This is a genomic window from Agromyces sp. LHK192 (assembly GCF_004006235.1).
GTDB lineage: Bacteria > Actinomycetota > Actinomycetes > Actinomycetales > Microbacteriaceae > Agromyces.
On sequence record NZ_CP034753.1, the window covers coordinates 1,688,447 to 1,711,128 of the forward strand.

Annotated in this window: 24 protein-coding genes; 18 read left to right on the forward strand and 6 right to left on the reverse strand. The window is 72.3% G+C overall.

Annotated features, from left to right (window positions below):
* Window positions 1-5: 5 nt before the first annotated feature.
* Window positions 6-725: an MBL fold metallo-hydrolase gene (locus ELQ40_RS07500; protein ID WP_127793129.1), complete on the reverse strand. Its 720-nt coding sequence runs from the start codon at window positions 723-725 to the stop codon at window positions 6-8.
* 72 nt (window positions 726-797) lie between these two features.
* Between ELQ40_RS07500 and ELQ40_RS07505 the strand changes: the two genes are divergently transcribed.
* From ELQ40_RS07505 to ELQ40_RS07545, 9 genes are all read left to right on the forward strand, one after another.
* Window positions 798-1,379 carry a TetR/AcrR family transcriptional regulator gene (locus tag ELQ40_RS07505; RefSeq protein WP_127793130.1) on the forward strand — a complete coding sequence of 194 codons (582 nt, stop codon included), beginning with the start codon at window positions 798-800 and terminating at the stop codon, window positions 1,377-1,379.
* A gap of 99 nt (window positions 1,380-1,478) precedes the next feature.
* Window positions 1,479-3,086, forward strand: a complete 1,608-nt coding sequence (locus ELQ40_RS07510; protein ID WP_127793131.1) for a carboxyl transferase domain-containing protein — start codon at window positions 1,479-1,481, stop codon at window positions 3,084-3,086.
* 62 nt (window positions 3,087-3,148) lie between these two features.
* Window positions 3,149-5,164, forward strand: a complete 2,016-nt coding sequence (locus ELQ40_RS07515) for an acetyl-CoA carboxylase biotin carboxylase subunit (RefSeq protein ID WP_127795190.1) — start codon at window positions 3,149-3,151, stop codon at window positions 5,162-5,164.
* A gap of 10 nt (window positions 5,165-5,174) precedes the next feature.
* Complete coding sequence (locus ELQ40_RS07520) at window positions 5,175-6,341, forward strand: acyl-CoA dehydrogenase family protein (RefSeq protein ID WP_127793132.1); 1,167 nt, start codon at window positions 5,175-5,177, stop codon at window positions 6,339-6,341.
* 28 nt (window positions 6,342-6,369) lie between these two features.
* Window positions 6,370-6,951, forward strand: a complete 582-nt coding sequence (locus ELQ40_RS07525) for a MaoC family dehydratase (protein ID WP_127793133.1) — start codon at window positions 6,370-6,372, stop codon at window positions 6,949-6,951.
* Complete coding sequence (locus ELQ40_RS07530; protein ID WP_127793134.1) at window positions 6,948-7,775, forward strand: CoA ester lyase; 828 nt, start codon at window positions 6,948-6,950, stop codon at window positions 7,773-7,775. The genes ELQ40_RS07525 and ELQ40_RS07530 overlap by 4 nt, the downstream gene beginning before the upstream one ends.
* A 123-nt stretch (window positions 7,776-7,898) precedes the next feature.
* Window positions 7,899-8,939: an aldo/keto reductase gene (locus tag ELQ40_RS07535; RefSeq protein WP_240665993.1), complete on the forward strand. Its 1,041-nt coding sequence runs from the start codon at window positions 7,899-7,901 to the stop codon at window positions 8,937-8,939.
* 95 nt (window positions 8,940-9,034) lie between these two features.
* Window positions 9,035-10,420, forward strand: a complete 1,386-nt coding sequence (locus ELQ40_RS07540) for a pitrilysin family protein (RefSeq protein ID WP_127793135.1) — start codon at window positions 9,035-9,037, stop codon at window positions 10,418-10,420.
* A 35-nt stretch (window positions 10,421-10,455) separates the two neighbouring features.
* Window positions 10,456-11,058, forward strand: a complete 603-nt coding sequence (locus tag ELQ40_RS07545) for a histidine phosphatase family protein (RefSeq protein ID WP_127793136.1) — start codon at window positions 10,456-10,458, stop codon at window positions 11,056-11,058.
* Window positions 11,059-11,073: 15 nt separating this feature from the next.
* Here ELQ40_RS07545 and ELQ40_RS07550 read toward each other — a convergent pair whose 3' ends face one another.
* Window positions 11,074-11,565: a GNAT family N-acetyltransferase gene (locus tag ELQ40_RS07550; protein WP_127793137.1), complete on the reverse strand. Its 492-nt coding sequence runs from the start codon at window positions 11,563-11,565 to the stop codon at window positions 11,074-11,076.
* Window positions 11,566-11,681: 116 nt separating this feature from the next.
* Between ELQ40_RS07550 and dapB the strand changes: the two genes are divergently transcribed.
* Together dapB and ELQ40_RS07560 are read left to right on the forward strand one after the other, a co-directional pair.
* The gene (gene dapB / locus ELQ40_RS07555; RefSeq protein WP_127793138.1) at window positions 11,682-12,434 is read left to right on the forward strand and encodes a 4-hydroxy-tetrahydrodipicolinate reductase; all 753 of its coding nucleotides are present in this window, start codon (window positions 11,682-11,684) and stop codon (window positions 12,432-12,434) included.
* Window positions 12,435-12,447: 13 nt separating this feature from the next.
* A complete protein-coding gene (locus tag ELQ40_RS07560) occupies window positions 12,448-12,888 on the forward strand; it encodes a hypothetical protein (protein ID WP_205649453.1) in 441 nt (146 codons plus the stop codon).
* On the opposite strand, the gene ELQ40_RS07565 is transcribed toward ELQ40_RS07560, so the two are convergent.
* From ELQ40_RS07565 to ELQ40_RS07580, 4 genes are all read right to left on the reverse strand, one after another.
* Window positions 12,860-13,768: a TIGR01777 family oxidoreductase gene (locus ELQ40_RS07565; protein WP_127793139.1), complete on the reverse strand. Its 909-nt coding sequence runs from the start codon at window positions 13,766-13,768 to the stop codon at window positions 12,860-12,862. The two genes, ELQ40_RS07560 and ELQ40_RS07565, sit on opposite strands and share 29 nt — an antisense overlap.
* A gap of 1 nt (window position 13,769) precedes the next feature.
* Window positions 13,770-14,195 (reverse strand): OsmC family peroxiredoxin, encoded by a 426-nt coding sequence (locus ELQ40_RS07570; protein WP_127793140.1) that lies wholly within the window; start codon window positions 14,193-14,195, stop codon window positions 13,770-13,772.
* Between the two features lie 78 nt (window positions 14,196-14,273).
* Window positions 14,274-14,753: a DUF4395 family protein gene (locus ELQ40_RS07575; RefSeq protein WP_127793141.1), complete on the reverse strand. Its 480-nt coding sequence runs from the start codon at window positions 14,751-14,753 to the stop codon at window positions 14,274-14,276.
* A complete protein-coding gene (locus ELQ40_RS07580; protein ID WP_127793142.1) occupies window positions 14,740-15,210 on the reverse strand; it encodes a thioredoxin family protein in 471 nt (156 codons plus the stop codon). Before ELQ40_RS07580 ends, ELQ40_RS07575 begins: the two co-directional genes overlap by 14 nt.
* A 96-nt stretch (window positions 15,211-15,306) precedes the next feature.
* Between ELQ40_RS07580 and ELQ40_RS07585 the strand changes: the two genes are divergently transcribed.
* The 7 genes from ELQ40_RS07585 to ELQ40_RS07615 all read left to right on the forward strand — a co-directional run bounded on the left by ELQ40_RS07585 (window position 15,307) and on the right by ELQ40_RS07615 (window position 22,671).
* On the forward strand, window positions 15,307-16,125 hold the full coding sequence (locus tag ELQ40_RS07585) for a thymidylate synthase (RefSeq protein ID WP_127793143.1): 819 nt from the start codon (window positions 15,307-15,309) through the stop codon (window positions 16,123-16,125).
* Window positions 16,125-16,637 (forward strand): dihydrofolate reductase, encoded by a 513-nt coding sequence (locus ELQ40_RS07590; RefSeq protein WP_127793144.1) that lies wholly within the window; start codon window positions 16,125-16,127, stop codon window positions 16,635-16,637. Before ELQ40_RS07585 ends, ELQ40_RS07590 begins: the two co-directional genes overlap by 1 nt.
* Before the next feature lie 51 nt (window positions 16,638-16,688).
* Entirely contained in the window at window positions 16,689-17,663 is a 975-nt protein-coding gene (dapA, locus tag ELQ40_RS07595) for a 4-hydroxy-tetrahydrodipicolinate synthase (RefSeq protein WP_127793145.1), read from the forward strand.
* Window positions 17,664-17,730: 67 nt separating this feature from the next.
* Window positions 17,731-19,407 (forward strand): ribonuclease J, encoded by a 1,677-nt coding sequence (locus ELQ40_RS07600; protein ID WP_127793146.1) that lies wholly within the window; start codon window positions 17,731-17,733, stop codon window positions 19,405-19,407.
* Between the two features lie 143 nt (window positions 19,408-19,550).
* A complete protein-coding gene (locus ELQ40_RS07605; RefSeq protein WP_205649455.1) occupies window positions 19,551-20,639 on the forward strand; it encodes an efflux RND transporter periplasmic adaptor subunit in 1,089 nt (362 codons plus the stop codon).
* Complete coding sequence (locus ELQ40_RS07610) at window positions 20,639-21,433, forward strand: ABC transporter ATP-binding protein (protein WP_127793147.1); 795 nt, start codon at window positions 20,639-20,641, stop codon at window positions 21,431-21,433. Before ELQ40_RS07605 ends, ELQ40_RS07610 begins: the two co-directional genes overlap by 1 nt.
* A complete protein-coding gene (locus ELQ40_RS07615) occupies window positions 21,430-22,671 on the forward strand; it encodes an ABC transporter permease (protein ID WP_127793148.1) in 1,242 nt (413 codons plus the stop codon). Before ELQ40_RS07610 ends, ELQ40_RS07615 begins: the two co-directional genes overlap by 4 nt.
* Window positions 22,672-22,682: the final 11 nt, after the last annotated feature.

Consider the following 22,682-nt stretch of genomic DNA (forward strand, 5'->3'; position numbering starts at 1 on the left):
CCCGGTCAAGCCGTGACCGAGGCCCGTACCCGTCGGATCGCCTCGTCGACGCCGCCGTCCCACGGCGCGCCGTGACCGGGGAGGACCCAGGTCGCCGCGCGCAGTCCGGCGAGTCGGTCGAGTGATGCGAGGGCCTGCTCGGGGTCGTCGGTGAACGGCGCTGCCGCCGGGCCTTCGGCCCCCGTGAGCACGTGGCGGGTCGTCAGTGCGTCGCCGACGAAGACGGCCTCGACCGCGGGGACGTGCACCGCGACGCTGCCGGGGGAGTGGCCGGGCATCGCGATGAGCTCGGGCGAGCCGGGCAGGTCGAGCACCGTGCCGGCGTCGACCTCGACCACCTCGTGGAGGTACTCGGGGCGGAGGCCCCCGCGGCGTCCCGAGTACCAGAGGAACCTCGCGGTCGGGCCGAAGCGGAGGCGCCCCCACGCCGGGTTCGTGCGCTCCTCGCCGCGGGCGCGGGCGGCGTCGCCCCGATGCACGAAGACGGGCACCTCGTGTTCGCGGCGGAGCCGCTCGGCGAATCCGATGTGGTCGGTGTCGCCGTGCGTCAGCACGACGCCGCGGATATCGCCGACGCTGCGGCCGATGGCCTCGAGTTCGGCGAGGAGATCCTTCCACTGACCCGGGATGCCGGCGTCGACGAGGGTGATGCCGTCATCGGTCACGACGAGGTAGCAGGCGACGAGATCGTTGCCGATGCGGTGGAGTCCAGGGCGGAGTTGCATGATGGCTACGGTACATAGCTATGATGGCTACTGTCAATAGCTGTTCTCTCGCCGCGAACCCAGGGAGCCTCCATGCCCACGCCGAGCCGCACCTCTGCTCCGCAGATCCTCGACGCCGCGACCCTGCTGCTCGATCGCGGCGGTGTCGATGCCGTCACCATGCAGGCCGTCGCCGCCGAGGTCGGCGTTCGCGCGCCCTCGCTCTACAAGCACGTGCGCAATCGGGACGCGCTGCTGAAGCTCGTCGCCGAGCGGGCGGCCGCCGACCTCGGCGTCGCGCTCGACGGGGCGGCCGCCGAACTCGGTCGGTCGGACGGGACGACGCCCGACTCGCTGCTCCTCGAACTCCTGCGGGCGGCGCGCGCCTTCGCGCACGCCCGGCCCGAGGCGTACCTGCTGGTCTTCGCGCGCCTGCCCGACGGGGCGCGGCCCGACCGCGGGGTGCTCCGAGATGCGGCCGGACCGCTGCTCGCCGCGACCGCCGCGGCGGTCGGGCCGGCGGATGCGCTCGCCGCGGCAAGGCTCCTGACGGCGTGGGTGCACGGGTTCGTGTCGATGGAGCTCTCGGGCGCTTTCCGGCTCGGCGACGACCGCGACGACGTGGATGCCGCATTCGAGTACGGCGCACGCCGGCTCGTGGACTCGTTGGGGTGAGGTCGGGTGCTTGCCGTTTCAGTTAATGGTCGCTAACCTGATTGAGTTAGTGGGCGTTAACCGAACCGGTGCGCCCGTCGCCACGACGAAGAGGCGGGAATGGGCGTACTGCGAACGACCGTCGACGAGGCATCCGACACCGCGCGAGCCAACCAGCAAGCCCACGCCGCCCTCGTCGACGAGCTCCGCGCGAAGTTGCGTGCGGCAGCCCTCGGCGGGCCAGAGGCCTCCCGCGACCGCCACGTCGCTCGGGGCAAGCTGCTGCCGCGCGACCGGGTCGACCGCCTGCTCGACGAGGGCAGCCCGTTCCTCGAGCTCTCGCCGCTCGCAGCCGACGGCCTCTACGACGGCGACTCGCCGGGCGCCGGCATCATCACCGGCGTCGGGCTCGTGCACGGGCGGCCGGTCATGGTGATCTGCAACGACGCGACGACCAAGGGCGGCACCTACTACCCGATGACCGTGAAGAAGCACCTGCGCGCGCAGGAGGTCGCTGCAGAGCACTTCCTGCCGTGCGTCTCGCTCGTCGACTCCGGGGGAGCGTTCCTGCCGCTGCAGGACGACGTGTTCCCCGATCGCGAGCACTTCGGCCGGATCTTCTTCAACCAGGCGAACCTCTCGGCGCGCGGTGTCCCGCAGTTGGCCGCGGTGCTCGGCTCGTGCACCGCGGGCGGCGCGTACGTGCCCGCGATGAGCGACGAGACCGTCATCGTGCGCGACCAGGGCACGATCTTCCTCGGCGGGCCGCCGCTCGTGAAGGCCGCCATCGGCGAGGTCGTGACCCCGGAGGAGTTGGGCGGCGGCGATCTGCACGCCCGCGTGTCCGGCGTCGCCGACCACCTCGCCGAAGACGACGAGCACGCCCTCGAACTCGTCCGCGACATGGTCGCGACGCTCCCGCTGCCGCGCGAACGAGCCTGGGACATGCGCGAGTCGCGCCCGCCCGCCGTCGATTCCGCGGCGCTCACGGCCGCCGTCCCCGTCGACGTGCAGCAGCCCTACGACGTCCGCGAGGTCATCGCGAGGATCGTCGACGCGAGCGAGTTCGACGAGTTCAAGCCGGAGTACGGCGACACCCTCGTCACCGGGTTCGCGCATCTCGACGGCCACCCGGTGGGCATCGTCGCCAACAACGGCGTGCTGTTCAGCGAGTCCGCGGTGAAGGGCGCGCACTTCATCGAGCTGTGCGATCAGCGCGGCATCCCGCTCGTCTTCCTCCAGAACATCTCGGGCTTCATGGTCGGCCGCGACGCCGAGTCGGGCGGCATCGCCAAGCACGGTGCGAAGATGGTCACCGCGGTCGCGACGACCCGCGTGCCGAAGCTCACCGTCGTGATCGGCGGCTCCTTCGGCGCCGGCAACTACTCGATGTGCGGCCGGGCCTACTCACCGCGGTTCCTCTGGATGTGGCCCAACGCCCGCATCTCGGTGATGGGCGGCGAGCAGGCCGCCTCGGTGCTCGCGACGGTCAAGCGCGACCAGCTCGCCGTGCGCGGCGAGGAGTGGTCGGCCGATGACGAGGCCGCGTTCCGCGCGCCGATCCGCGAGCGGTACGAGCAGCAGGGCAGCCCGTACCACTCGACCGCGAGGCTCTGGGACGACGGCATCATCGACCCGGCCGACACCCGCACCGTCCTCGCGTTCGCGCTCGAACTCGCGAGCCGCACCCCGCTGCCCGAGCCCCGCTTCGGCCTCTTCCGGATGTGACCGAGATGACCTCGAACCCCCAGATCTCGAACCCGCTGGCCCCGAATCCCGAGACCCCCGCGATGACGCCTGCAGCCCGGCCCTTCGACCGGGTGCTCGTCGCGAACCGAGGCGAGATCGCCGTCCGCGTCATCCGCACGCTCCGGCGCCTCGGCATCCACTCGGTCGCCGTGTACTCGGATGCCGACGCGGACGCCCCGCACGTCGCCCTCGCCGACACCGCCGTGCGCATCGGCCCGGCGGCCGCCGCCGAGAGCTACCTCGACCCGCAGCGCATCGTGGCCGCCGCCGTCGAGACGGGCGCGCAGGCCGTGCACCCTGGGTACGGATTCCTCTCGGAGCACGCCGGGTTCGCGCGGGCGTGCGCCGACGCGGGCCTCACGTTCATCGGGCCCGGCGAGCGGGCGCTCGAGGTCATGGGCGACAAGATCCGCGCGAAGGCGCACGTCGACGCCTCCGGCGTCCCCACAGTGCCGGGCGTCTCCGGCGTCGGAACGGACGGCGCAGCGCTCGCCGACGAGGCGCTCATCGACGCGGCCGCGCGCGTCGGCTACCCGGTCCTCGTGAAGCCGTCTGCGGGCGGCGGTGGCAAGGGCATGCAGCTCGCGCACGACGAGGCCGAGCTCGCCGAGGCCCTGCCCGCAGCCCGACGCATCGCGCGTGCGGCATTCGGCGACGACACCCTCCTCATCGAGCGGTTCATCGAGCGCCCGCGCCACATCGAGGTGCAGGTGCTGGCCGACGCGCACGGCGCCGTCATCCACCTGGGCGAGCGCGAGTGCTCGCTCCAGCGACGTCACCAGAAGGTGATCGAGGAGGCACCGTCGCCGCTGCTCGACGACGAGACCCGCGCGCGCATCGGCGAGGCCGCCTGCCGGGCCGCCGAGAGCGTCGGCTACCGCGGCGCCGGCACGGTCGAGTTCCTGGTGTCGGATGCCGCACCCGACGAGTTCTTCTTCATCGAGATGAACACGCGGCTCCAGGTCGAGCACCCCGTGACCGAGCTCGTGACCGGCATCGACCTCGTCGAGCAGCAGTTGCGCGTCGCCGCGGGCGAGCCGCTGGCGCTCGGGCAGTCCGACGTCGTGCTCGACGGGCACGCGATCGAGGCGCGCGTGTACGCCGAGAGTCCCGAGCGCGGGTTCCTGCCGTCGACGGGGCGCCTGCTGCGGTGGGCGGCGCCGACCGGCGACGGGATCCGCGTCGACGCGGGCGTCCGCTCGGATCAGGAGGTCACGGCCCACTACGACCCGATGCTCGCCAAGGTCATCGCCTGGGCGCAGACCCGTGCCGAGGCATTGGAGCGGCTCGACGGCGCACTGGCGGACACGGTCGTGCTCGGCGTCGAGACGAACGTCGGCTTCCTGCGCCGGCTGATCGCCGAACCCGACGTGCGGCGCGGCGACCTCACGACCGGGCTGATCGACGCCCTGCCCGAGCAGGCCGAGGAGGCCGCGACCGCCGACCTGCTGAGGGCCGCGGCCGACCTGCTGGCGAGCAGCGGGACAGCTGCCGTCGCCGCCGAAGGCGCGGGCGGGCGCCGCCCGTCGCGGGCCTGGCAGCGATCCACCGGATGGCGCGTCGGCGAGCACCGGCCGCAGCGGGTCGTGCTCGAGCCCGTCGCAGGAGCCGGCGGCGAGGCATCCGTCGTCGAACTCCCGCTCCACGGCACCGACCGCGCTCGTCCGGCCGATCCGGCGACCGCCGCGCTCGCCGCCGACGGCACCGTCTGGGCCCACGCCGGCGGCCGCACCGCCGCGTTCCGCCCGGTCGCCCGCGACCGGGCGCTCCGCGACCGGCTGGCGCGCCTCGAACGTGGCGGCTCCGCCGACCCCGAACTCCGTGCACCCATGCCAGGCACCGTCACCGCCGTGCTCGTCGAGGACGGGGCGTCCGTCGCCGCGGGTACCGCCGTCGTCGCCATCGAGGCGATGAAGATGGAGCACCGCGTCACCGCGCCCGTCGACGGCGTCGTCCGCGTCGCCGTCGCCGTCGGCGCCCAGGTCTCCCGCGACCAGCCGGTCGCGAGGATCCACCCCCACGAGGGGCCAGCCACCGCACCCGCCCACGAGGAATGAGGACCACGCCGTGAACTACCAGCTCAGCGCAGACGAGCAGGCGCTCTACGAGAAGGTGAAGGACTTCGCCGACACCGTCGTCGCGCCCGCCGCATACGAGTACGACACGCAGCGCCGCCTGCCGACCGAGATCATCGCGCAGATGGGCGACCTCGGCCTGTTCGGCCTGCCGTTCCCCGAGGAGATCGGCGGCCAGGGGCGCAGCTACTTCGACCTCTGCCTCGCGGTGGAGGCGCTCGGACGCGTCGACCAGTCGATCGGTGTCACCCTCGAGGCCGGCGTCGGCCTCGGCATGATGTCGATCTACCGCTACGGCACCGACGCGCAGCGCGCCGAGTTCCTGCCCGACCTCATCGCCGGCCGGGCGCTCGGCGGGTTCGGGCTCACCGAGGCGAGCGCGGGCTCGGACGCGGGAGCCACGAAGACCACGGCCGTGCTCGACGGCGACGAGTGGGTGATCAACGGGTCGAAGCAGTTCATCACGAACTCCGGTTCGGAGATCACGAAGCTGGTCACCATCATCGCGGTCACCGGTGAACGCACCCTCGACGACGGCACGGTCAAGAAGGAGCTCTCCGCGATCATCGTGCCCAACGGCACGCCCGGCTTCGAGGTCGGACCCTCCTACGACAAGGTCGGCTGGAACACCTCCGACACGCATCCGCTGACCTTCACCGACGTCCGGGTGCCGAAGGAGAACCTCCTGGGAGAGCGTGGACGCGGATACGCCAACTTCCTGCAGGCGCTCGACGAGGGACGCATCGCGTTCGCCGCGCTCGCGACCGGTGCGGCCCAGGGATGCCTCGAGCAGGCGCTGCGATACGCGAAGGAGCGGGTCGTGTTCGGCGAGCCCATCGGGCGCAACCAGCACATCGCGTTCAAGATCGCCCGGATGCAGGCGCGCGTGCACCAGGCGCGGCTCGCGTGGCATGACGCGGCGCGCAAGCTCGACGCCGGCAAGCCCTTCAAGTTGGAGGCGTCGATCGCCAAGATGGTCTCGGGGGAGGCGGCGATGGACAACGCGCGCGATGCGACGCAGATCTTCGGCGGCTACGGCTTCATGAACGAGAACGTGGTCGCCCGGCACTACCGCGACTCGAAGATCCTCGAGATCGGCGAGGGCACCACCGAGGTGCAGATGATGGTGATCACGCGAGAGCTCGGACTCACGGCGTAGCCGCGGACCGCAGCGGGAGGAGCAGGCGATGACGGATGCCGGGCAGGAGGCCGCCCCGATGCGCGAGGTCGTGCAGCGCGGGCTCTGGTTCGAGGAGTTCGAGGAGGGCGTCCGGTACCTGCATCGGCCGGGACGCACGGTGACCGAGGCCGACAACGTGCTGTTCACGACTCTCACGATGAACCCGCAACCGTTGCACCTCGACCACGAGTTCTCCGCGCACCAGCCGTTCGGCGCGCCGCTGATGAACTCGCTCTTCACCCTGTCGACGCTCGTCGGGCAGTCGGTCGCGCAGCTCACGCTCGGCACCCTCGTCGCGAACCTCGGATTCGGCGAGGTCGCCTTCCCGAAGCCGGTGTTCGCAGGGGACACGCTCTACGGCGAGAGCACGGTCGTGGCGAAGCGGCTCTCGTCGTCGCGGCCCGGCGAGGGCGTGCTGACCCTCGCGCACACCGCCAGGAACCAGCGCGGCGAGGTGGTCGCGACCGCGACGCGCACCATGCTCGTGTGGACCAGGGAGGCGGGGGAGCGGCTCGCCGGCAGCCGTGGCCCTGCCCCGGCCCCGGCGGACGCAGACCCGTCGGTGCTCGGCGACGGGAGCGGATCATGACCCGCCCGGTCTTCCGGTTCGGCCCGGCGATCCTCTTCTGCCCCGCCGACCGCCCGGACCGCTACGCGAAGGCGCTCGAACGCGCCGACGCCGTGATCCTCGACCTCGAGGACGCCGTCGCGCCCGAGCGCAAGCAGGCCGCGCGCGACGCGCTCGTCGCGAACCCGATCGATCCCGAACGCGTGATCGTCCGGTTGAACCCGGCGTCCACGCCCGACCGGGCGCTCGACGTGGCCGCGCTCGCCGCGTCGCCGTACCGCACCGCCATGCTCGCCAAGTGCGAGGGAACCGTCGATGTCGTCGGGCTCGACGACGTCGAGGTGATCCCGCTCTGCGAGACCGCGCGCGGCGTGCTCGCGGCCGACGCGCTCGCCGACCTGCCGAACGTGTCCGCGCTGATGTGGGGCGCGGAGGACCTCGTCGCCTCGCTGGGCGGCAGTTCCAGCCGGCGCGCCGACGGCACCTACCGCGATGCGGCGCGCGTCGCGAGGGCCCAGGTGCTGTTCGCGGCCGCCGCGCACGGGACCGCGGCGATCGACGCCGTGCACCTCGACCTGGACGACGAGCCGGGGCTCCGTGCGGAGACGGAGGACGCCGCCGCCCTCGGATTCGCCGCGACCGCGTGCGTGCATCCGGCCCAGGTGCCGGTGGTCCGGTCGGCTTACCTGCCGAGCGCCGAGCAGCTCGAGTCGGCGCGCGCCGTGGTCGCCGCCGCGGAGGGGATGTCCGGTGTGTTCGCGTTCCGCGGGCGGATGGTGGACGGCCCCGTGCTCCGGCAAGCGGAGCAGGTCATCCGCAGATCCGGGGGCATCGAATCGATATGACCCCCGAACGGGCGTCGAAACGGAGGATTCAGCCAACGATTCGGTAACGGTTCACGTTTCGTTTCCTGTCCGGTCGGGGGGTTCGACATACGCTCGGAGCCAATCCTGGGGAGGAGGATCCGCGTGACCGGTCGACACACCATGACCCGCGAACGCACGGCGAGCATCGGGGCGAGCCGGGTCGAGCAGGGTGGGCTCAGCGTCGAGCTCGTCGAGACGAACGTGCATTCGGGGCCGATCGCGGTCCCGCGTCAGCGGCTCTACGGCGAGACCGGCATCAGGGCCCATGCGCTTGCGCTCGGCGGCAGCATGTTCGGCTGGACGCTCGGCAACGAGGACGCCGAACGGATCCTGGACCGGTTCGCCGCGCTCGGCGGATCCGTCGTGGACACCGCCGACAGCTACGCCGCCGGCCGCAGCGAGTCGATCATCGGCCGTTGGATGGCGTCGAGGGGCACCCGCGACCGCATGGTGGTCAGCACCAAGGTCGGCCACCACCACGACCGCACCGGACTCGCCCCGCACACGCTCCGCGCCGCCGTCGAGGACTCCCTCCAGCGGCTCGGCACCGACCGCATCGACCTGCTGTACCTGCACGGCGAGGACCCGGACGTTCCGCTGGCCGAGACGCTCGGGGCGGTCGGCGCGCTCATCGACGCCGGCAAGGTCGTCACGCTGGGGGCGGCCGATTTCTCGCCCGAGCGCCTCATCGAGGCCCGCGTCCTCGCCGCGAACGGCCTGCCGCGCATCGAGGCGCTCACCACGCGATACAGCCTCATGGACCGCCGGTCGTTCGAGGGAGCACCCGAACTGGTCGCCCACGCGCAGGGGCTGGCGGTGCTGCCGTACTTCGCCCTCGCCAACGGATTCCTGGGCGGTCGGGTCCGCCGTCGGGCCGAGGTCCGGCATGACGCGCGCGGCGAACGCGTGGCACGGCACCTCGGGCGCCGCGGTCACCGCGTCCTCGCGGCGATCGACGACATCGCGTTCGCGCGGGGCATCCAGCCGGCTACCGTCGCGCTCGCCTGGCTGCTGGCCCGACCCGCCGTCGCGGCACCGGTCGTCGGGGTGAGCCGACCGGAGCAGCTCGACTCGCTCTTCACGGCGGCATCCGTCGAGCTGCAGCGTTCCGAGCTCGTCGAGCTCGACCGCGCGTCGGTCTGAACCTCGGCAACCGGCTGCGCAGGGGTGGGCTGCTCGCCGAACAGCGGTGCTCCCGCTCCGGGCGCGACGCGCCTGCGTGACATAGGCTGGTGCGGATGAACGGCGCCGTCGAACTCCCGCTCGGCACGCCCGAGCTCGCATTCGAGGCCGCCGGCGACGCACTCGTGCGCCGGAGCCTCCTGCCCTCGGGCGTCCGAATCCTCTCCGAACGCGTGCCCGGTGCGCGTAGCGCGACAATCGGGTTCTGGGTCGCGGTCGGCTCGCGCGACGAGCACCCCGCGGATTCGGGGCATCCGGCGACGTTCGGGTCCACGCACTTCCTCGAGCACCTGCTGTTCAAGGGCACGCGCTCGCGCACCGCGCTCGACATCGCGGTCTCGTTCGACGCGGTCGGCGGCGAGCACAATGCCCTCACCGCCAAGGAGTACACCTGCTACTACGCCAAGGTGCAGGATCGCGACCTGCCCATGGCCGTCGAGGTGCTCGCCGACATGTTCACCTCGTCCGTGCTCGATCCCGACGAGTTCGAGAACGAGCGCGGTGTGATCCTCGAGGAGCTCTCGATGGCCGGCGACGACCCCGCCGACGTCGCGAACGAGCGCTTCTTCACCGCGGTGCTCGGCGACCACGCGCTGGGCCGACCGATCGGCGGCGACCCCGAGACCATCCGGCGGGCGACCCGTACGGCCGTCTGGGAGCACTACCGGGCGAACTACCGCCCGCAGGACCTGGTCGTCACCGTCGCGGGCGCCGTCGACCACGACCAGGTCGTCGAGGTGCTCGGCCGCGCACTCACCGCCGCTGGCTGGGACCTCGACCTGGCCGCCGCGCCCGACGCCCGCCGCCCGGCCGAGCCCGCCCTCCTCGCGCCCCCGGCCCCGCTGACCGTCGTGCACCGCCCGCTCGAACAGGTGAACCTCCTGCTCGGCGTCCCCGGGCTCGTCGCGACCGACCTCCGGCGGTCGACCCTGAGCGTGCTGAACGCGATCTTCGGGTCGGGCATGTCGTCGCGGCTCTTCCAGCAGGTGCGCGAACGGCGCGGGCTCGCGTACGCCGTGTACTCGTTCGCGCCCGGGTACTCCGACGCCGGGCTCTTCGGCATGTACGCCGGGTGCGCGCCCGCGAAGGCGCCGACCGTCGCCGCGCTGCTGCGCTCCGAGCTCGAACGGGTCGCCGAACACGGCGTCACCGACGAGGAGATCGCCCGCGCGTCGGGCCAACTGGCCGGAGCCTCCGCGCTCGCGCTCGAGGACTCCGACACCAGGATGTCGCGGCTCGGCCGCGCCGAGCTCACCCTCGGCGAGTTCCAGGACCTCGACGAGGCCCTGCGCCGCATCGCGCTCGTCAGCGCCGACGACGTGCAGGCGCTCGCCGTCGACTTCGCCGAGCGACCGCTCTCGCTCGTCGCCGTCGGACCGGTCGAGGACTCCGACTTCCGCGGCATCGTCGATCGAACCGCCCCGACCACGGACGTCGCCTGAGCGACCCGCTGCCGCACCGATAGGGACACATCCTCGTGACGCATCACCTCTACCTCGTCCGCCACGGCGAGCAGCTCGACGCCGAGCACGGCCTGCCCGACGGGCCGTTGTCGCCACGCGGACGCCGCCAGGCCGAGGCGCTCGCCGAACGACTCGGGGGCATCCCGTTCGACGCGGCGTGGCACTCGCCGCTGCAGCGGGCGGCCGAGACCGCCGCGATCATCGCACGGAAGATGCCGGCGCTCGAGCCCGAGCCGTCGGCCCTGCTGTTCGACTGCATCCCCTCGGGCCCGGCCGCAGAGACCCCGAAAGCGTACGACCCGTTCTTCGGCTCGGTGACGGCTGCCGAGATCGAGGCGGGTTCGGCCCAGATGGCCGACGCAACCGCCGAGTTCCTCCGCTCGCACCGGGAAGACCGCCACGAGCTGCTGATCACGCACAACTTCGTGATCGGATGGTTCGTGCGCGAGGTGCTGGGCGCGCCCGACTGGCGCTGGGTGTCGATCAACCAGGCGAACTGCGGCCTCACCGTGCTCACGCAGAAGCCCGGGCGGCCGTGGAGCCTCGTCACCCACAACGACCTCGCCCACCTGCCTCCCGAGCTGCGGACCGGCCTGCCCGAGGCCTACTCGATCTGACCCGCTGCGGCGCGGTCAGCCGACCCGCTTGCCGTACCAGTCGGTCGCGTTCGGGTTGTCGTTGTACGGCTCGACGTGCTCGAACCCCGCCGTGCGGTAGAGGCCGCCAGCCGCCTCCAGGCTCGCGTTGGTGTCGAGCACCAGCTCCTCCGCGCCGAACGCGATCGCACGCGCTTCCAGCTCGGCGAGGAGGCGGCGCCCGGCTCCACGCCCGCGAGCGGCCGGGGCGAGCCAGAGGTGCTTGACCTCGTAGCGCACGAGGCCGTCCGGGGACGGCTCGATCCGCCGCACGCCCCCGCAGCCGAGCGGTGCCGGGGAACCGTCCGCGCCGTCGTCCTCCACGACGAGGAAGACCCCGGCGGGGGGCGCGAACTGCGCCGGGGCGGGGAAGGTCGGCCGGTAGACGCCCTGCTCCGGCGGGAACCCGGCGGCGCGCTCCGCGAAGTACGAGGCGAGCAGGGCGTGGGCGTCGCCGTCGGACACGGCGGCTTCTCGGAAGCGGAGCATCCGAGAAGCCTATGCCCGCGCAGCACGGGACGGCGCCCCGCCGTCGGCGTGCACCGCGACGCCCGGCCGGTCCCCGACGTCCGGCCCCCGTCGCGGCGGTTGGTAGGCTCGAGCCCGTGACGATTCGGGTCGCCGTGGTGGGTGCCACCGGCAAGATGGGCAAGCTCGCACTCCGACTCATCGAGGAGGCCGACGACCTCGAGCTCCACGCCGCCCTCGACTCGCGATCGGGCCTCGACGAGATCGACGGCGCCGAGGTCGCGATCGACGTCACCCACCCGGGCGTGAGCGGCGACATCGTCCGCCATGCCGTGACCGCCCGCGTTCCCGTGGTCGTCGGCACGTCCGGCTGGTCGACCGACCGCATCGCCGAGATCGAGCGGCTCCAGCGCGACACCGAGGGCTCGCGCGCGGTGCTGTTCGTGCCGAACTTCTCGATCGGCAGCGTGCTCGGCACGGCGTTCGCGGCGGTGGCCGCGCGATTCTTCGACTCCGTCGAGATCGTCGAGGCGCACCACGCCGGCAAGGTCGACTCGCCGTCCGGCACTGCGGTGCGCACGGCCGAGCTCATGTCCGAGGCGCGCGGCGCCGAGGGGCCCTTCTCCGCGCCGCACGCCGACCAGCGGGCGCGCGGTCAGCTCGTCGGCGGCATCCCCGTGCACAGCCTTCGACTCTCCGGCCTGCTCGCCGAGCAGCGGGTCGTGCTCGGCGGTGACGGAGAGACGCTCAGCATCGTGCACTCCACGATCTCGGCGAGCTCGTACGAGTCGGGCATCCTCCTGGCGTTGCGCAGCGCGCCGGCACGTGACGGCGTGAGCATCGGCCTCGACGCACTGCTCGACCTCGGGCTGCCCTCGGGCGACCGATGAAGGGCCTCGACCGATGAAGGGCCGCATCGCCGCCATCGTCATGGCGGTGCTGCTCGCGCTCTACCTCGCGCTCATCGGCACCCGTGCGGTGCAGTTCATACTGACCGGCGAACCCGTCGCGATCGGCATCGGCGTCGCGCTCATCGTCCTGCCCGTGATCGGAGCGTGGGCGCTGTGGCGAGAGCTCGAGTTCGGCTTCCGCTCGCAGGAACTCGTGCGCAGGCTCGACGAAGCGGGAGAGGCCGACCTGGGCCTGCCGCGGTCCCCGTCGGGCCGAGTCGACCGGCAGGCCGCCGACGACGCGTTCGATCGGTTCCGCACCGACGCCGAGGCCCGGCCGGACTCTTGGCAGGCGTGGCTCAGGCTCGGCCTCGCCTACGACGCGGCGGGCGATCGCCGTCGGGCGCGGCGCGCGGTCCGGCAGGCTATCGGACTGGAACGCGCGGCTCGCTGAGCATCCGGTCGATGGCGTCCTCGCAGGTCTCGTCGTCGAATCGGAACCCGTCGGCCAGCAGCCGGTCGGGTCGCACCTTCTGGCTCGCGAGCAGCAGTTCGTCCGCCGCGGTTCCGAGGGCGAACTCGAGGAGCTTCTCGGGCGCGGGCACCGCGTACGGCCGACGCATCTTCTCGGCGAGGTGCGACATGATCCGATCGGCCGTGGCGGGCGTCGGACCGGCCAGGTTCACCGGGCCCGACAACGAGGACGCGTCGAGCAGGTGCTCGATCGCCCGGACCTCGTCGTGGTGCGAGATCCACGGCCAGTGCTGGCCGCCGGTGCCGAGCCGTCCGGCGACACCGAAGCGCGTCAGGGTGCGGATCCGCTTCATCGCGCCGCCGTCGCCGAGCACGACGCCGCTGCGGAACGTCACCGTCCGCGTCTCGTCGGGCGCGAGCGAGGCGGCGCGCTCCCAGCGCTCGACGACGTCGGCCAGGAATCCCGCACCGGCGGGCGAGGACTCCGTGAGCGTCTCGGCCGGCCGGTCGCCGTAGACGCCGACGGCCGACGCGCTGAGGAACACGGCGGGCGGGCGCCGGGCCTTGCGCATCGCGTCGGCGAGCGTGCGCGTCGCGGTGATCCGCGAGGACAGGATCTCGGCGCGGTAGCGCTTGGTCCACGGCAGGTGCGCCAGCGACGCCCCGGAGAGGTTCACGACCGCGTCGACCCGGTCCATCACCGTGAAGTCGATGATGCCCGCGGCGGGCGACCACGCGGCCTCGTCGGCGGATTCGGCGCGTCGCCGGACCAGCCGCACGACCTCGTGTCCCGCGTCGCCGAGACGGGCGACGAGGGTCGAGCCGATGAAGCCGGATGCCCCGGCGACGAGGATCCGCACGTCAGGCGAGTTCGGCTTCGATCGTGATCGGGATGCCGGCGAGCGCCTGCGAGATCGGGCAGTTGCGCTTCGCGTCGTCGGCGAACGCCTCGAACTCGTGCTCGCTCAAGCCGGGGACGCGCGCACTCACGAGCAGGTGGCTGCCGAGCACGCCCTTGCCGGCCTCGAAGGTCACCGCGGCCGTGGTCTGGATGCGGTCGGGCGTGTGCCCGGCACCGGTGAGCGCGTGGGACAATGCCATCGAGAAGCACGACGAGTGCGCCGCGGCGAGCAGCTCCTCGGGCGTGGTCGTCGAGGCCTGGCCGTCGGAGCGCGCCTTCCAGTTGACGGGGAACGTGGCGAGCTCGGAGGAATCGAGGGCGACGTCGCCCGATCCCTCGGTCAGCGAACCCGACCAGACGGTCGTGGACTCACTCGTGACGGCCATGCGTTCCTCCTCGATTGCGCGAACGGCCAGCCTACCGAGGCGGGAGGGCCGCCCGGAAGAGCGGCGCCCCGGTCGGCCTCATGCCTGGCGGATCACCCGTGCCCGCACGAGCCACACGTACATCACGCAGCCGAGGCAGAACCCGAACGCCGCGTTGAGGAACGCCGCCGCGAACGCGATCGCCGCCGCGATCGGCACCGCTCCGGCGACGCCGAACGTGCCGAGCAGCACCCCGGCGATCGTGACGGCGAAGCCGACGCCCTGCGCGAAGGTCGGGGGCCGCGGGTCCTCGAGTCCGGACGGGGCAGCGAGACGCGGCCGGACGAGCTTCCGGAAGACGAGTCCCCACGGGGACCTCGCGACGCCGGCCACGGCGCCCCAGGCGAACAGGGCGGCGAGCGCGGCCAGGAGGATCCACGCGGCGAGGGTGGCGCCGGCCGTGCCGAGCACCACGACGACCAGCAGCAGCGCCGACGTGATCGCGGCGGCGAAGCGCGGCCCGCGTGGGTCGATCCGGTCCGGCGCCCGCGTTCCGACGGGTGGTTCAGGCTGAGGCATGGCGGCTCCCGTCCGGGCTGGTGGTCGCGAGGCGTTCGACGAGGGGCACGAGTTCGCCGTCGCGCGGGACTCCGCCGATGCGCGCGATCTCGGTGCCGGTCGCGTCGAGCACGAGGGTGGTCGGGGTCTGGAGCACGTCGAAGCGGTCGGCGAGCCTCGCATCGGCGGTCAGGTCGATCTCGACGTGACGGACACCGGTGTGCTCCGCGGCGAGCGCGTCGAGCCGGCGGGCCACGCCCGGGCACCGGCTGCAGAACTCGGTGGAGAACTGGACGAGCGTGGCCGCGCTGCCCAGGGCGCCGCGGGTGAGCCCGAGGGCGTCCGCCGCCGTGGCGGAGGCATCCGGTCGGGATGCCGTCGCGCGCAGTCGGCCGTCGCGTGCGCGCAGCGCGACTCCGGCCACCGAGGTGAGCGCGACCAGCGCGATCGCCGCTCCGGCCGCAGTGCTCCAATCCATGTCGGGATGCTAGGCGCGCGCGACCCGCCCCCCGCGCAGTGTGACGTCGGGTGACACGCGATCGGTCGGGCCGGGCGGGCCCGGACGCGGTCTAGCATCGAAGGCGTGAGCCAGGCGATCGCGACCCCGTACGAAGACCTCTTGCGCGACACGCTCGCGCACGGCACCCACAAGGACGACCGCACCGGAACCGGCACGACCAGCGTGTTCGGTCGCCAGATCCGGTTCGACCTGTCCGAGGGATTCCCGCTCATCACGACGAAGCGGGTGCACTTCAAGTCGATCGCGGTCGAGTTGCTGTGGTTCCTCCGCGGCGACTCGAACGTGTCGTGGCTCCGCGAGCGCGGCGTCACCATCTGGGACGAATGGGCCGATGAACAGGGCGACCTCGGTCCGGTCTACGGCGTGCAGTGGCGGTCGTGGCCGACCCCGGGCGGCGACACCATCGACCAGATCGCGCAGGTGATCGACCAGATCCGCACGAACCCCGACTCGCGCCGGCTCATCGTGTCGGCCTGGAACCCGGCCGACATCCCCGACATGGCCCTCGCGCCGTGCCATGCGCTGTTCCAGTTCTACGTCGCCGACGGCCGCCTCAGCTGCCAGCTCTACCAGCGCAGCGCCGACCTCTTCCTCGGCGTGCCGTTCAACATCGCCTCGTACGCCCTGCTCACGCTCATGGTCGCGCAGCAGACCGGCCTCGAACCGGGCGACTTCGTCTGGACCGGCGGCGACTGCCACATCTACGACAACCACCGCGAACAGGTCGCCGAGCAGCTCGGGCGCGAGCCGTATCCGTACCCGACGCTGCGGTTCCGGCGGAAGCCCGACTCGATCCTCGACTACGACTTCGAGGACTTCGAGCTGGTCGACTACGAGCACCACCCCGCCATCCGTGCGGCCGTCGCCGTCTGATGGCGCGGATCGGCCTCATCTGGGCGCAGGCGCACGACCGTGTGATCGGCCGCGACGGGCGGATGCCGTGGCACCTCCCCGAGGACCTCGCGCACTTCCGGCAGCTCACCGACGGATGCCCGGTCGTCATGGGCCGCCGCACCTGGGACTCGCTGCCTGAGCGGTTCCGCCCGCTCCCAGGTCGGCGCAACCTCGTCGTGACGCGGCAGGCCGACTGGGCGGCCGAGGGCGCGGAGCGCGCGGCATCCGTCGACGAGGCGCTCGCGCTCGCCGGATCGGGCCGATCGGATGCGGCGTGGACCTGGGTCATCGGCGGCGCCGAGGTATACCGACAGGTGCTGCCGAGCGCCGACCGGCTCGAGGTCACCGAGATCGACCTCGAGGTCGCCGGCGATGCGTACGCGCCGGAGGTGGACGAGGGCTGGCGGCTCGAGGCATCCGACCCGGTCGACGGGTGGCTGGTCTCGCGCACCGGCATCCGCTACGCGTTCCGCGCCTACGCGCGCGGCTGACGGCTCCCTGCGAGCGCATCCCGGTCCGTCCGTACCGATAGCCTGTAGGGCGTGACTCAAGAGAACCCCTTCGGACAAGTGCTCGTCGCGCTCGTCACGCCGATGACGGCGGACGGCGAAGTCGATTGGCCCGGGGTCGAGAAGCACATCGACGACGTCATCACGGCCGGGGCCGACGGCATCGTCGTCACGGGCACCACCGGCGAGACGTCCACGCTCACCGACGCCGAGAAGCTCCGCCTCGTCGAGGTCGGCAAGGAGGTGGCCGCGGGTCGCGCCAGCATCATCACCGGCGGCGGATCGAACGAGACCGCGCACGCGATCGAGCTGTACCGCGCGAGCGAGAAGGCCGGCGCCGACGGCATCATGATCGTCACGCCGTACTACAACAAGCCGACGCAGGCGGGCATCCTGACGCACTTCCGGCTCGTCGCCGACGCGACCGACCTGCCGGTGATCCTGTACGACATCCCGGGCCGCACCGGGGTTCCGATCGAGTACGAGACGATCCTGCGGCTCGCCAAGCACCCGAACATCCTCGCCGTGAAGGACGCCAAGGGGAACTTCAGCGAGGTCAGCCGGGTGCTGAACCAGACCGACCTGCTCTACTTCTCGGGCGACGACGCGAACGCGCTGCCGCACCTGTCGATCGGGGCCACAGGCCTCATCGGCGTCACCGCGAACATCGCGCCGGCGCCGTACCGCACCATCGTCGACGCCGTGAACCGCGGCGACCTGAAGGCCGCGACCGAGGCGCACATGCAGCTCGAACCGCTCGTGCGAGCCGTCATGACCCACGTGCCGGGCACCGTCGCGGCCAAGTACATCCTCCACGGACTCGGCCGCATCTCGAGCCCCCGCGTGCGCCTGCCGCTCGTCGGGCCCGAGGAGTGGGAGGCCGCCCTCATCGAGGACGAGATCGACCACGTCACGGGCATCCCGGGCGTCGACTTCCACAACTTCCGCCCCGACCGCAACGCGGCCGCGGGCGGTGCGCTGCCGAAGGTCGCGGGCACGACCCGCTGACGGCGGCATCCGACATCGCGGCGCGCGTGCGCCGCACAACTGCACACGGAAAGACAAGGGGGGCTCCATGCCCGACGTCATCATCGATCCCGCACCGCTCGAGGCCGGGACGCTCCGCATCATCCCGATCGGCGGCCTGGGGGAGGTCGGCCGCAACATGACGAGCTACGAGCTCGACGGGAAGATCCTCATCGTCGACTGCGGCGTGCTGTTCCCCGAGGAGCACCAGCCGGGCGTCGACCTGATCCTGCCCGACTTCGGATTCCTCAGGGAACGGCTCGACGACGTCGTCGGGGTCGTGCTCACGCACGGCCACGAGGACCACATCGGCGCGGTGCCGTACCTCCTGAAGCTGCGCGGCGACATCCCGCTCATCGGCTCGACGCTCACGCTCGCACTGGTGGAGGCGAAGCTCAAGGAGCACCGCATCCAGCCGTACAGCCTGACGGTCGCCGAGGGCCAGCGCGAGCAGCTCGGCCCGTTCGGCCTCGAGTTCGTCGCCGTGAACCACTCCATCCCCGACGCGCTCGCGGTCGCGATCAAGACGAGCGCCGGCACGGTGCTCGCCACCGGCGACTTCAAGATGGACCAGCTGCCGCTGGACGACCGCCTCACCGACCTCCGCGAGTTCGCGCGGCTCGGCAAGGAGGGCGTCGACCTGTTCATGGTGGACTCGACCAACGCGGACGTCCCGGGGTTCACGCCGCTCGAACGTGAGATCGGCCCCGTGCTCGACCAGGTGATCTCGCGCGCGCCGAAGAAGGTCGTCGTGGCGAGCTTCTCGAGCCATGTGCACCGCGTGCAGCAGGTGCTCGACGCCGCCCACGCGAACGGGCGCCGGGTGGCGCTCCTCGGCCGGAGCATGGTGCGCAACATGACGATCGCGGAGCAGCTCGGCTTCCTGAAGGTCCCCGAGGGCGTGCTCGTCGACTACAAGAAGGCCGGCGACATCCCCGACGAGCGGATCGTGTACATGTCGACGGGTTCGCAGGGCGAGCCGATGGCGGTGCTCAGCCGCATGGCGAACCGCGACCACCAGATCGAGGTGGGCGAGGGCGACACGGTCATCCTCGCGTCGAGCCTGATCCCGGGCAACGAGAACGCGGTCTACCGGGTCATCGACGGCCTGACCAAGATCGGCGCGAACGTCGTGCACAAGGGCAACGCGAAGGTGCACGTCTCCGGTCACGCCGCCGCCGGCGAGCTCCTGTACTGCTACAACATCCTGCGGCCGCGCAACGTGCTGCCGATCCACGGCGAGTACCGGCACCTGATGGCGAACGCGAAGCTCGCGCGCGACACCGGCATCCCCGCCGAGCGCACCTTCATCGGCGAGAACGGCACGGTGTTCGATCTCCGCGACGGCGACGTGCGCGTCGTCGGCCAGCTCGACCTCGGGTTCGTGTACGTCGACGGGTCGACCGTGGGCGAGATCACCGACGCCGACCTCAAGGACCGCCGGATCCTCGCCGAGGAGGGATTCATCTCCGTGATCGTCGTCGTCGACGCGAACACCGGCCGGGTCATCTCCGGTCCCGAGATCCACGCGCGCGGGTTCGCCGAGGACGATGCCGTCTTCGAGGACGTCAAGCCCAAGATCATCTCGGCGCTGGCGGATGCCGCCCACGACGGCGTGCGCGACTCGCACGCGCTCCAGCAGATCGTGCGGCGCACGGTGGGCACGTGGGTGAGTCGGCGGCTCCGCCGGCGGCCGATGCTCGTGCCGCTGGTCATCGAGGCGTAGCCGAGATGACGGATCGGCAGCGTATCGAGTCGTAGCGCCGCGGGATCATCCCCACGGGGGATGGTGCCGCGCCGCGCCGCGGCCCTAGGTTGGGGGAGGCCGCCTGCCCGAAGGCATTCGTTTCCCTACACGAGAGGGCCGACGTGAACGTCGCTCGCACCTGGGTGTTCCCGATCCTCCGCATCGTCCTCGTCGCCGTGGTCGCGGTCGCGCTGGTGAAGCTGGCGTTCTTCCCGGATCGGCAGGCCGAGGACGGCGGATCCGCGAACCCGACCGGCACGGTCGCCGAGCCGGAGGTGGCGGTCGTGCGCGGTTCGATCGCGAACGACCTCGTGCTGTCGGGCACGGTCGACGCGGACGCCCCGGTGGCCGCGAAGGCGACCGGCAGCGGCACGGTCGATGAGATCTTCGTCGCGCAGGGCGCCGCCGTCGTCGCCGGCGAGGTCCTGTACGACATCAAGGTGCAGAACGAGGTCGAGCCGGTCGAAGCGGCCGGGCCCGACGGCGTCCCCGTCGTGACGGTGCCGAAGACGACCTATCGCTATGAGCAGGTGGTCGCCCCGATCGCCGGCGTGGTCTCCGTCCTCGACGTGCTGCCCGGGCAGTCCGTCGCGATCGGCGACGCGAGGGCGAGCGTCGCACCGCCGACGTTCAGCGTCACGGCGGCCGTCAGCCCCGAGCAGCAGTACCGCCTGACGGATGCCCCGGCGCAGGCGACGGTCGAGATCGCGGGCGGTCCGGCGCCGTTCACCTGCGGAGGGCTCGTGATCACGGCATCGGGCGGTGCCGGGGGTTCGGTCGGCACCTCCGGGGCCGACGGCGGAGCGGGCACGGGCGCCCCGACGGCCGGTGCGGGCGGCGGTTCCGGAGCGACCGTGCGGTGCACGGTCCCGTCGGACGTGCGCGTCTTCCCGGGCCTGACCGCGGCCGTCACCGTCTCGGCCGGCGTGGCCGACGGCGTGCTCGTGGTCCCGACCACCGCCGTCGAGGGCGGCGCGGAGACCGGCACGGTCTGGGTCGTCCAGCCCGACGGCGAGCGCGTGGAGGCCGCCGTGCGCCTGGGACTGACCGACGGTGCGCTGGTCGAGGTGGTCGAGGGCCTGGCCGAGGGTGACACGGTGCTCCAATTCGTGCCCGGCGCTCCCGCGGTGCCACCGGGCATGGAGGGGTGCGACACGATGCCCGACGGCATGATCATCTGCGCCGGCTCTGCCGCAGGGTCCATGGGCTGATGCGCCTGCTCGAAGCGGCCGGCGTGGGCCGCACGGTGCGCCTGCCGGACGGTCGACCGCTGCCGATCCTCGAAGGGGTCGACCTGCTGATCGACGAGGGCGATCGGCTGTCGATCGTCGGGCGCTCGGGGTCGGGCAAGTCGACCCTGCTCAACGTGCTCGGACTGCTCGATTCGCCGACCGAGGGCGAACTCGAGTTCCTCGGGCGCGACATGCGCCGGCTCGGCACGGGCACGCGGGACCGCATGCGAGGCCGCGAGATCGGATTCGTGTTCCAGCAGTTCAACCTGCTGCCGGGACGCACGGCCCTCGAGAACGTCCAGACGCCGCTGCTGTACTCGGGCGGCCGCCAGTTCTGGAAGCGCGCCGCGATCGCCGCCGAGATGCTCGATCGCGTCGGCCTCTCCGAGCGGATGCAGGCCAAGCCCGAGCGGCTGTCCGGCGGCGAGCAGCAGCGCGTCGCCATCGCCCGGGCATTGGTGCGGCGACCGCGGCTCATCCTCGCGGACGAGCCGACCGGGGCGCTCGACCTCGAGACCGGGGCATCCGTCATGGCGCTCATCGAATCGGTGGCCGCCGAGTCCGGAGCCGCCCTGGTGACGATCACGCACGATCCGGCGATCGCCGCGCGCGCGACCCGACGTCTTCGACTGGCGGGCGGGCGACTGGAGCCGCTGGATGCCCCGCCGCCGGTCGCGCCGCCGCAGTCCGTCGCCCACGCACCGGTGTCGGCGTTCGGCCACGCGGCGGGGGGCCGAACCGGCATGGTCGTCGCGGGGGAGGGGCCGGCGTGATCGGGGCGCTGTTCCGGGTGGCGACTGGTCTGGTCTCCACGGTCGTCGAGGCGATGGAGGAACTTCGCATCCATCGCGGGCGGGTGATGCTCTCGCTCATCGGCGTCGCGCTCGCGGTCTGCGCGCTGACCACCGTGGTCGCCGCCGGCGCCGTCGCCGAACAGGTGGGGCGTGAGATGCAGGAGCGCGGTGGCGGTCGACCCGCCACCGTCCAGTTCAGCGTGAACGGCGCACAGGGGCCGCCCGACGCGCAGGTGCTGTCGGCGGCGTGGCGGAACGTGCTCGACCGACATGACGTGACCTTCGCCAGCCGAACCGGATCGGGCATGCTCGACGTGCAGTTCGCCGACGGGGTGGCCCCGGTCGGGATCACCGCCGTGGAGCCCGACTACGGCCAGATGTTCCGCATCCGCCTGCTCGAGGGCACCTGGTTCGTCGACCGCGACGCTCGCCGGCTCGCGCCGGCGCTGATCGTGAACGAGGCGTTCTGGGATCGCCTCGGCCGCCCGCCGCTCGAGACGCATCCGACCGCCGCGCTCGTCGGCGATCAGCCGGCGACCGGGGTGGTCATCGGCGTCACGCCGAGTCAGGGCGAGTGGGACACGACACCGACGGCGATGATGCCGGTCGACGCGTTCCTCGCGCTCCAGGCCGAGCAACCGGACCCGCTGATGGGCCCGGTCGGCCTCAACCTGATCGCCTGGGTGCCGCCCGAGCTCGAACCCGACCTCAGCGACTCGATGCGCGACTCGATCGCCGCGGAACTGGGCGACGGCTTCTCCGTCGACGCGTACCGCACCGACTACGCGCAGCACGACGGAGACCCGTACCTCGCACTCAAGCTCCTCGTCGCGGGGGTCGCGGTCGTGATCCTCGGTCTCGGTGCGCTCGGCCTGGTCACGATCTCGCTGGTGACCGTCCGGACGCGGGTCCGTGAGATCGGCATCCGTCGCTCGTTCGGTGCGACGAGCGGGCGGGTGTTCTTCTCGGTGCTGATGGAATCGGTCGTCGGAACCTTCGTCGCGGGAGCCGTCGGCGTCGGCCTGTCGATCGCGCTGGTCCGCAGTCCGCTCGTCGGCATGGCGCTCGGCGGGACGGTCCTCGACGACGCACCCGCGTTCCCGGTGGACGCCGCGGTCATCGGCATCCTCGCCTCGGTCGCCGTAGGAGCGGTCGCGGGGCTCGTGCCGGCGCTCGCCGCGGTGCGGGTCCGCGTGATCGACGCCATCCGGTTCTGAGCGGGAGCGGG

Coding starts and splice junctions, on each gene's coding strand:
- ELQ40_RS07575 (WP_127793141.1), bottom strand. CDS start 14,753: ATGCCTCAGCCTGAACCACCCGTCGGAACGCGGGCGCCGGACCGGATC.
- ELQ40_RS07580 (WP_127793142.1), bottom strand. CDS start 15,210: ATGGATTGGAGCACTGCGGCCGGAGCGGCGATCGCGCTGGTCGCGCTC.
- ELQ40_RS07590 (WP_127793144.1), top strand. CDS start 16,125: ATGGCGCGGATCGGCCTCATCTGGGCGCAGGCGCACGACCGTGTGATC.
- ELQ40_RS07515 (WP_127795190.1), top strand. CDS start 3,149: ATGACGCCTGCAGCCCGGCCCTTCGACCGGGTGCTCGTCGCGAACCGA.
- ELQ40_RS07560 (WP_205649453.1), top strand. CDS start 12,448: ATGAAGGGCCGCATCGCCGCCATCGTCATGGCGGTGCTGCTCGCGCTC.
- ELQ40_RS07505 (WP_127793130.1), top strand. CDS start 798: ATGCCCACGCCGAGCCGCACCTCTGCTCCGCAGATCCTCGACGCCGCG.
- ELQ40_RS07500 (WP_127793129.1), bottom strand. CDS start 725: ATGCAACTCCGCCCTGGACTCCACCGCATCGGCAACGATCTCGTCGCC.
- ELQ40_RS07540 (WP_127793135.1), top strand. CDS start 9,035: ATGAACGGCGCCGTCGAACTCCCGCTCGGCACGCCCGAGCTCGCATTC.
- ELQ40_RS07610 (WP_127793147.1), top strand. CDS start 20,639: ATGCGCCTGCTCGAAGCGGCCGGCGTGGGCCGCACGGTGCGCCTGCCG.
- ELQ40_RS07600 (WP_127793146.1), top strand. CDS start 17,731: ATGCCCGACGTCATCATCGATCCCGCACCGCTCGAGGCCGGGACGCTC.
- ELQ40_RS07525 (WP_127793133.1), top strand. CDS start 6,370: ATGACGGATGCCGGGCAGGAGGCCGCCCCGATGCGCGAGGTCGTGCAG.
- ELQ40_RS07530 (WP_127793134.1), top strand. CDS start 6,948: ATGACCCGCCCGGTCTTCCGGTTCGGCCCGGCGATCCTCTTCTGCCCC.
- ELQ40_RS07550 (WP_127793137.1), bottom strand. CDS start 11,565: ATGCTCCGCTTCCGAGAAGCCGCCGTGTCCGACGGCGACGCCCACGCC.
- ELQ40_RS07570 (WP_127793140.1), bottom strand. CDS start 14,195: ATGGCCGTCACGAGTGAGTCCACGACCGTCTGGTCGGGTTCGCTGACC.
- ELQ40_RS07510 (WP_127793131.1), top strand. CDS start 1,479: ATGGGCGTACTGCGAACGACCGTCGACGAGGCATCCGACACCGCGCGA.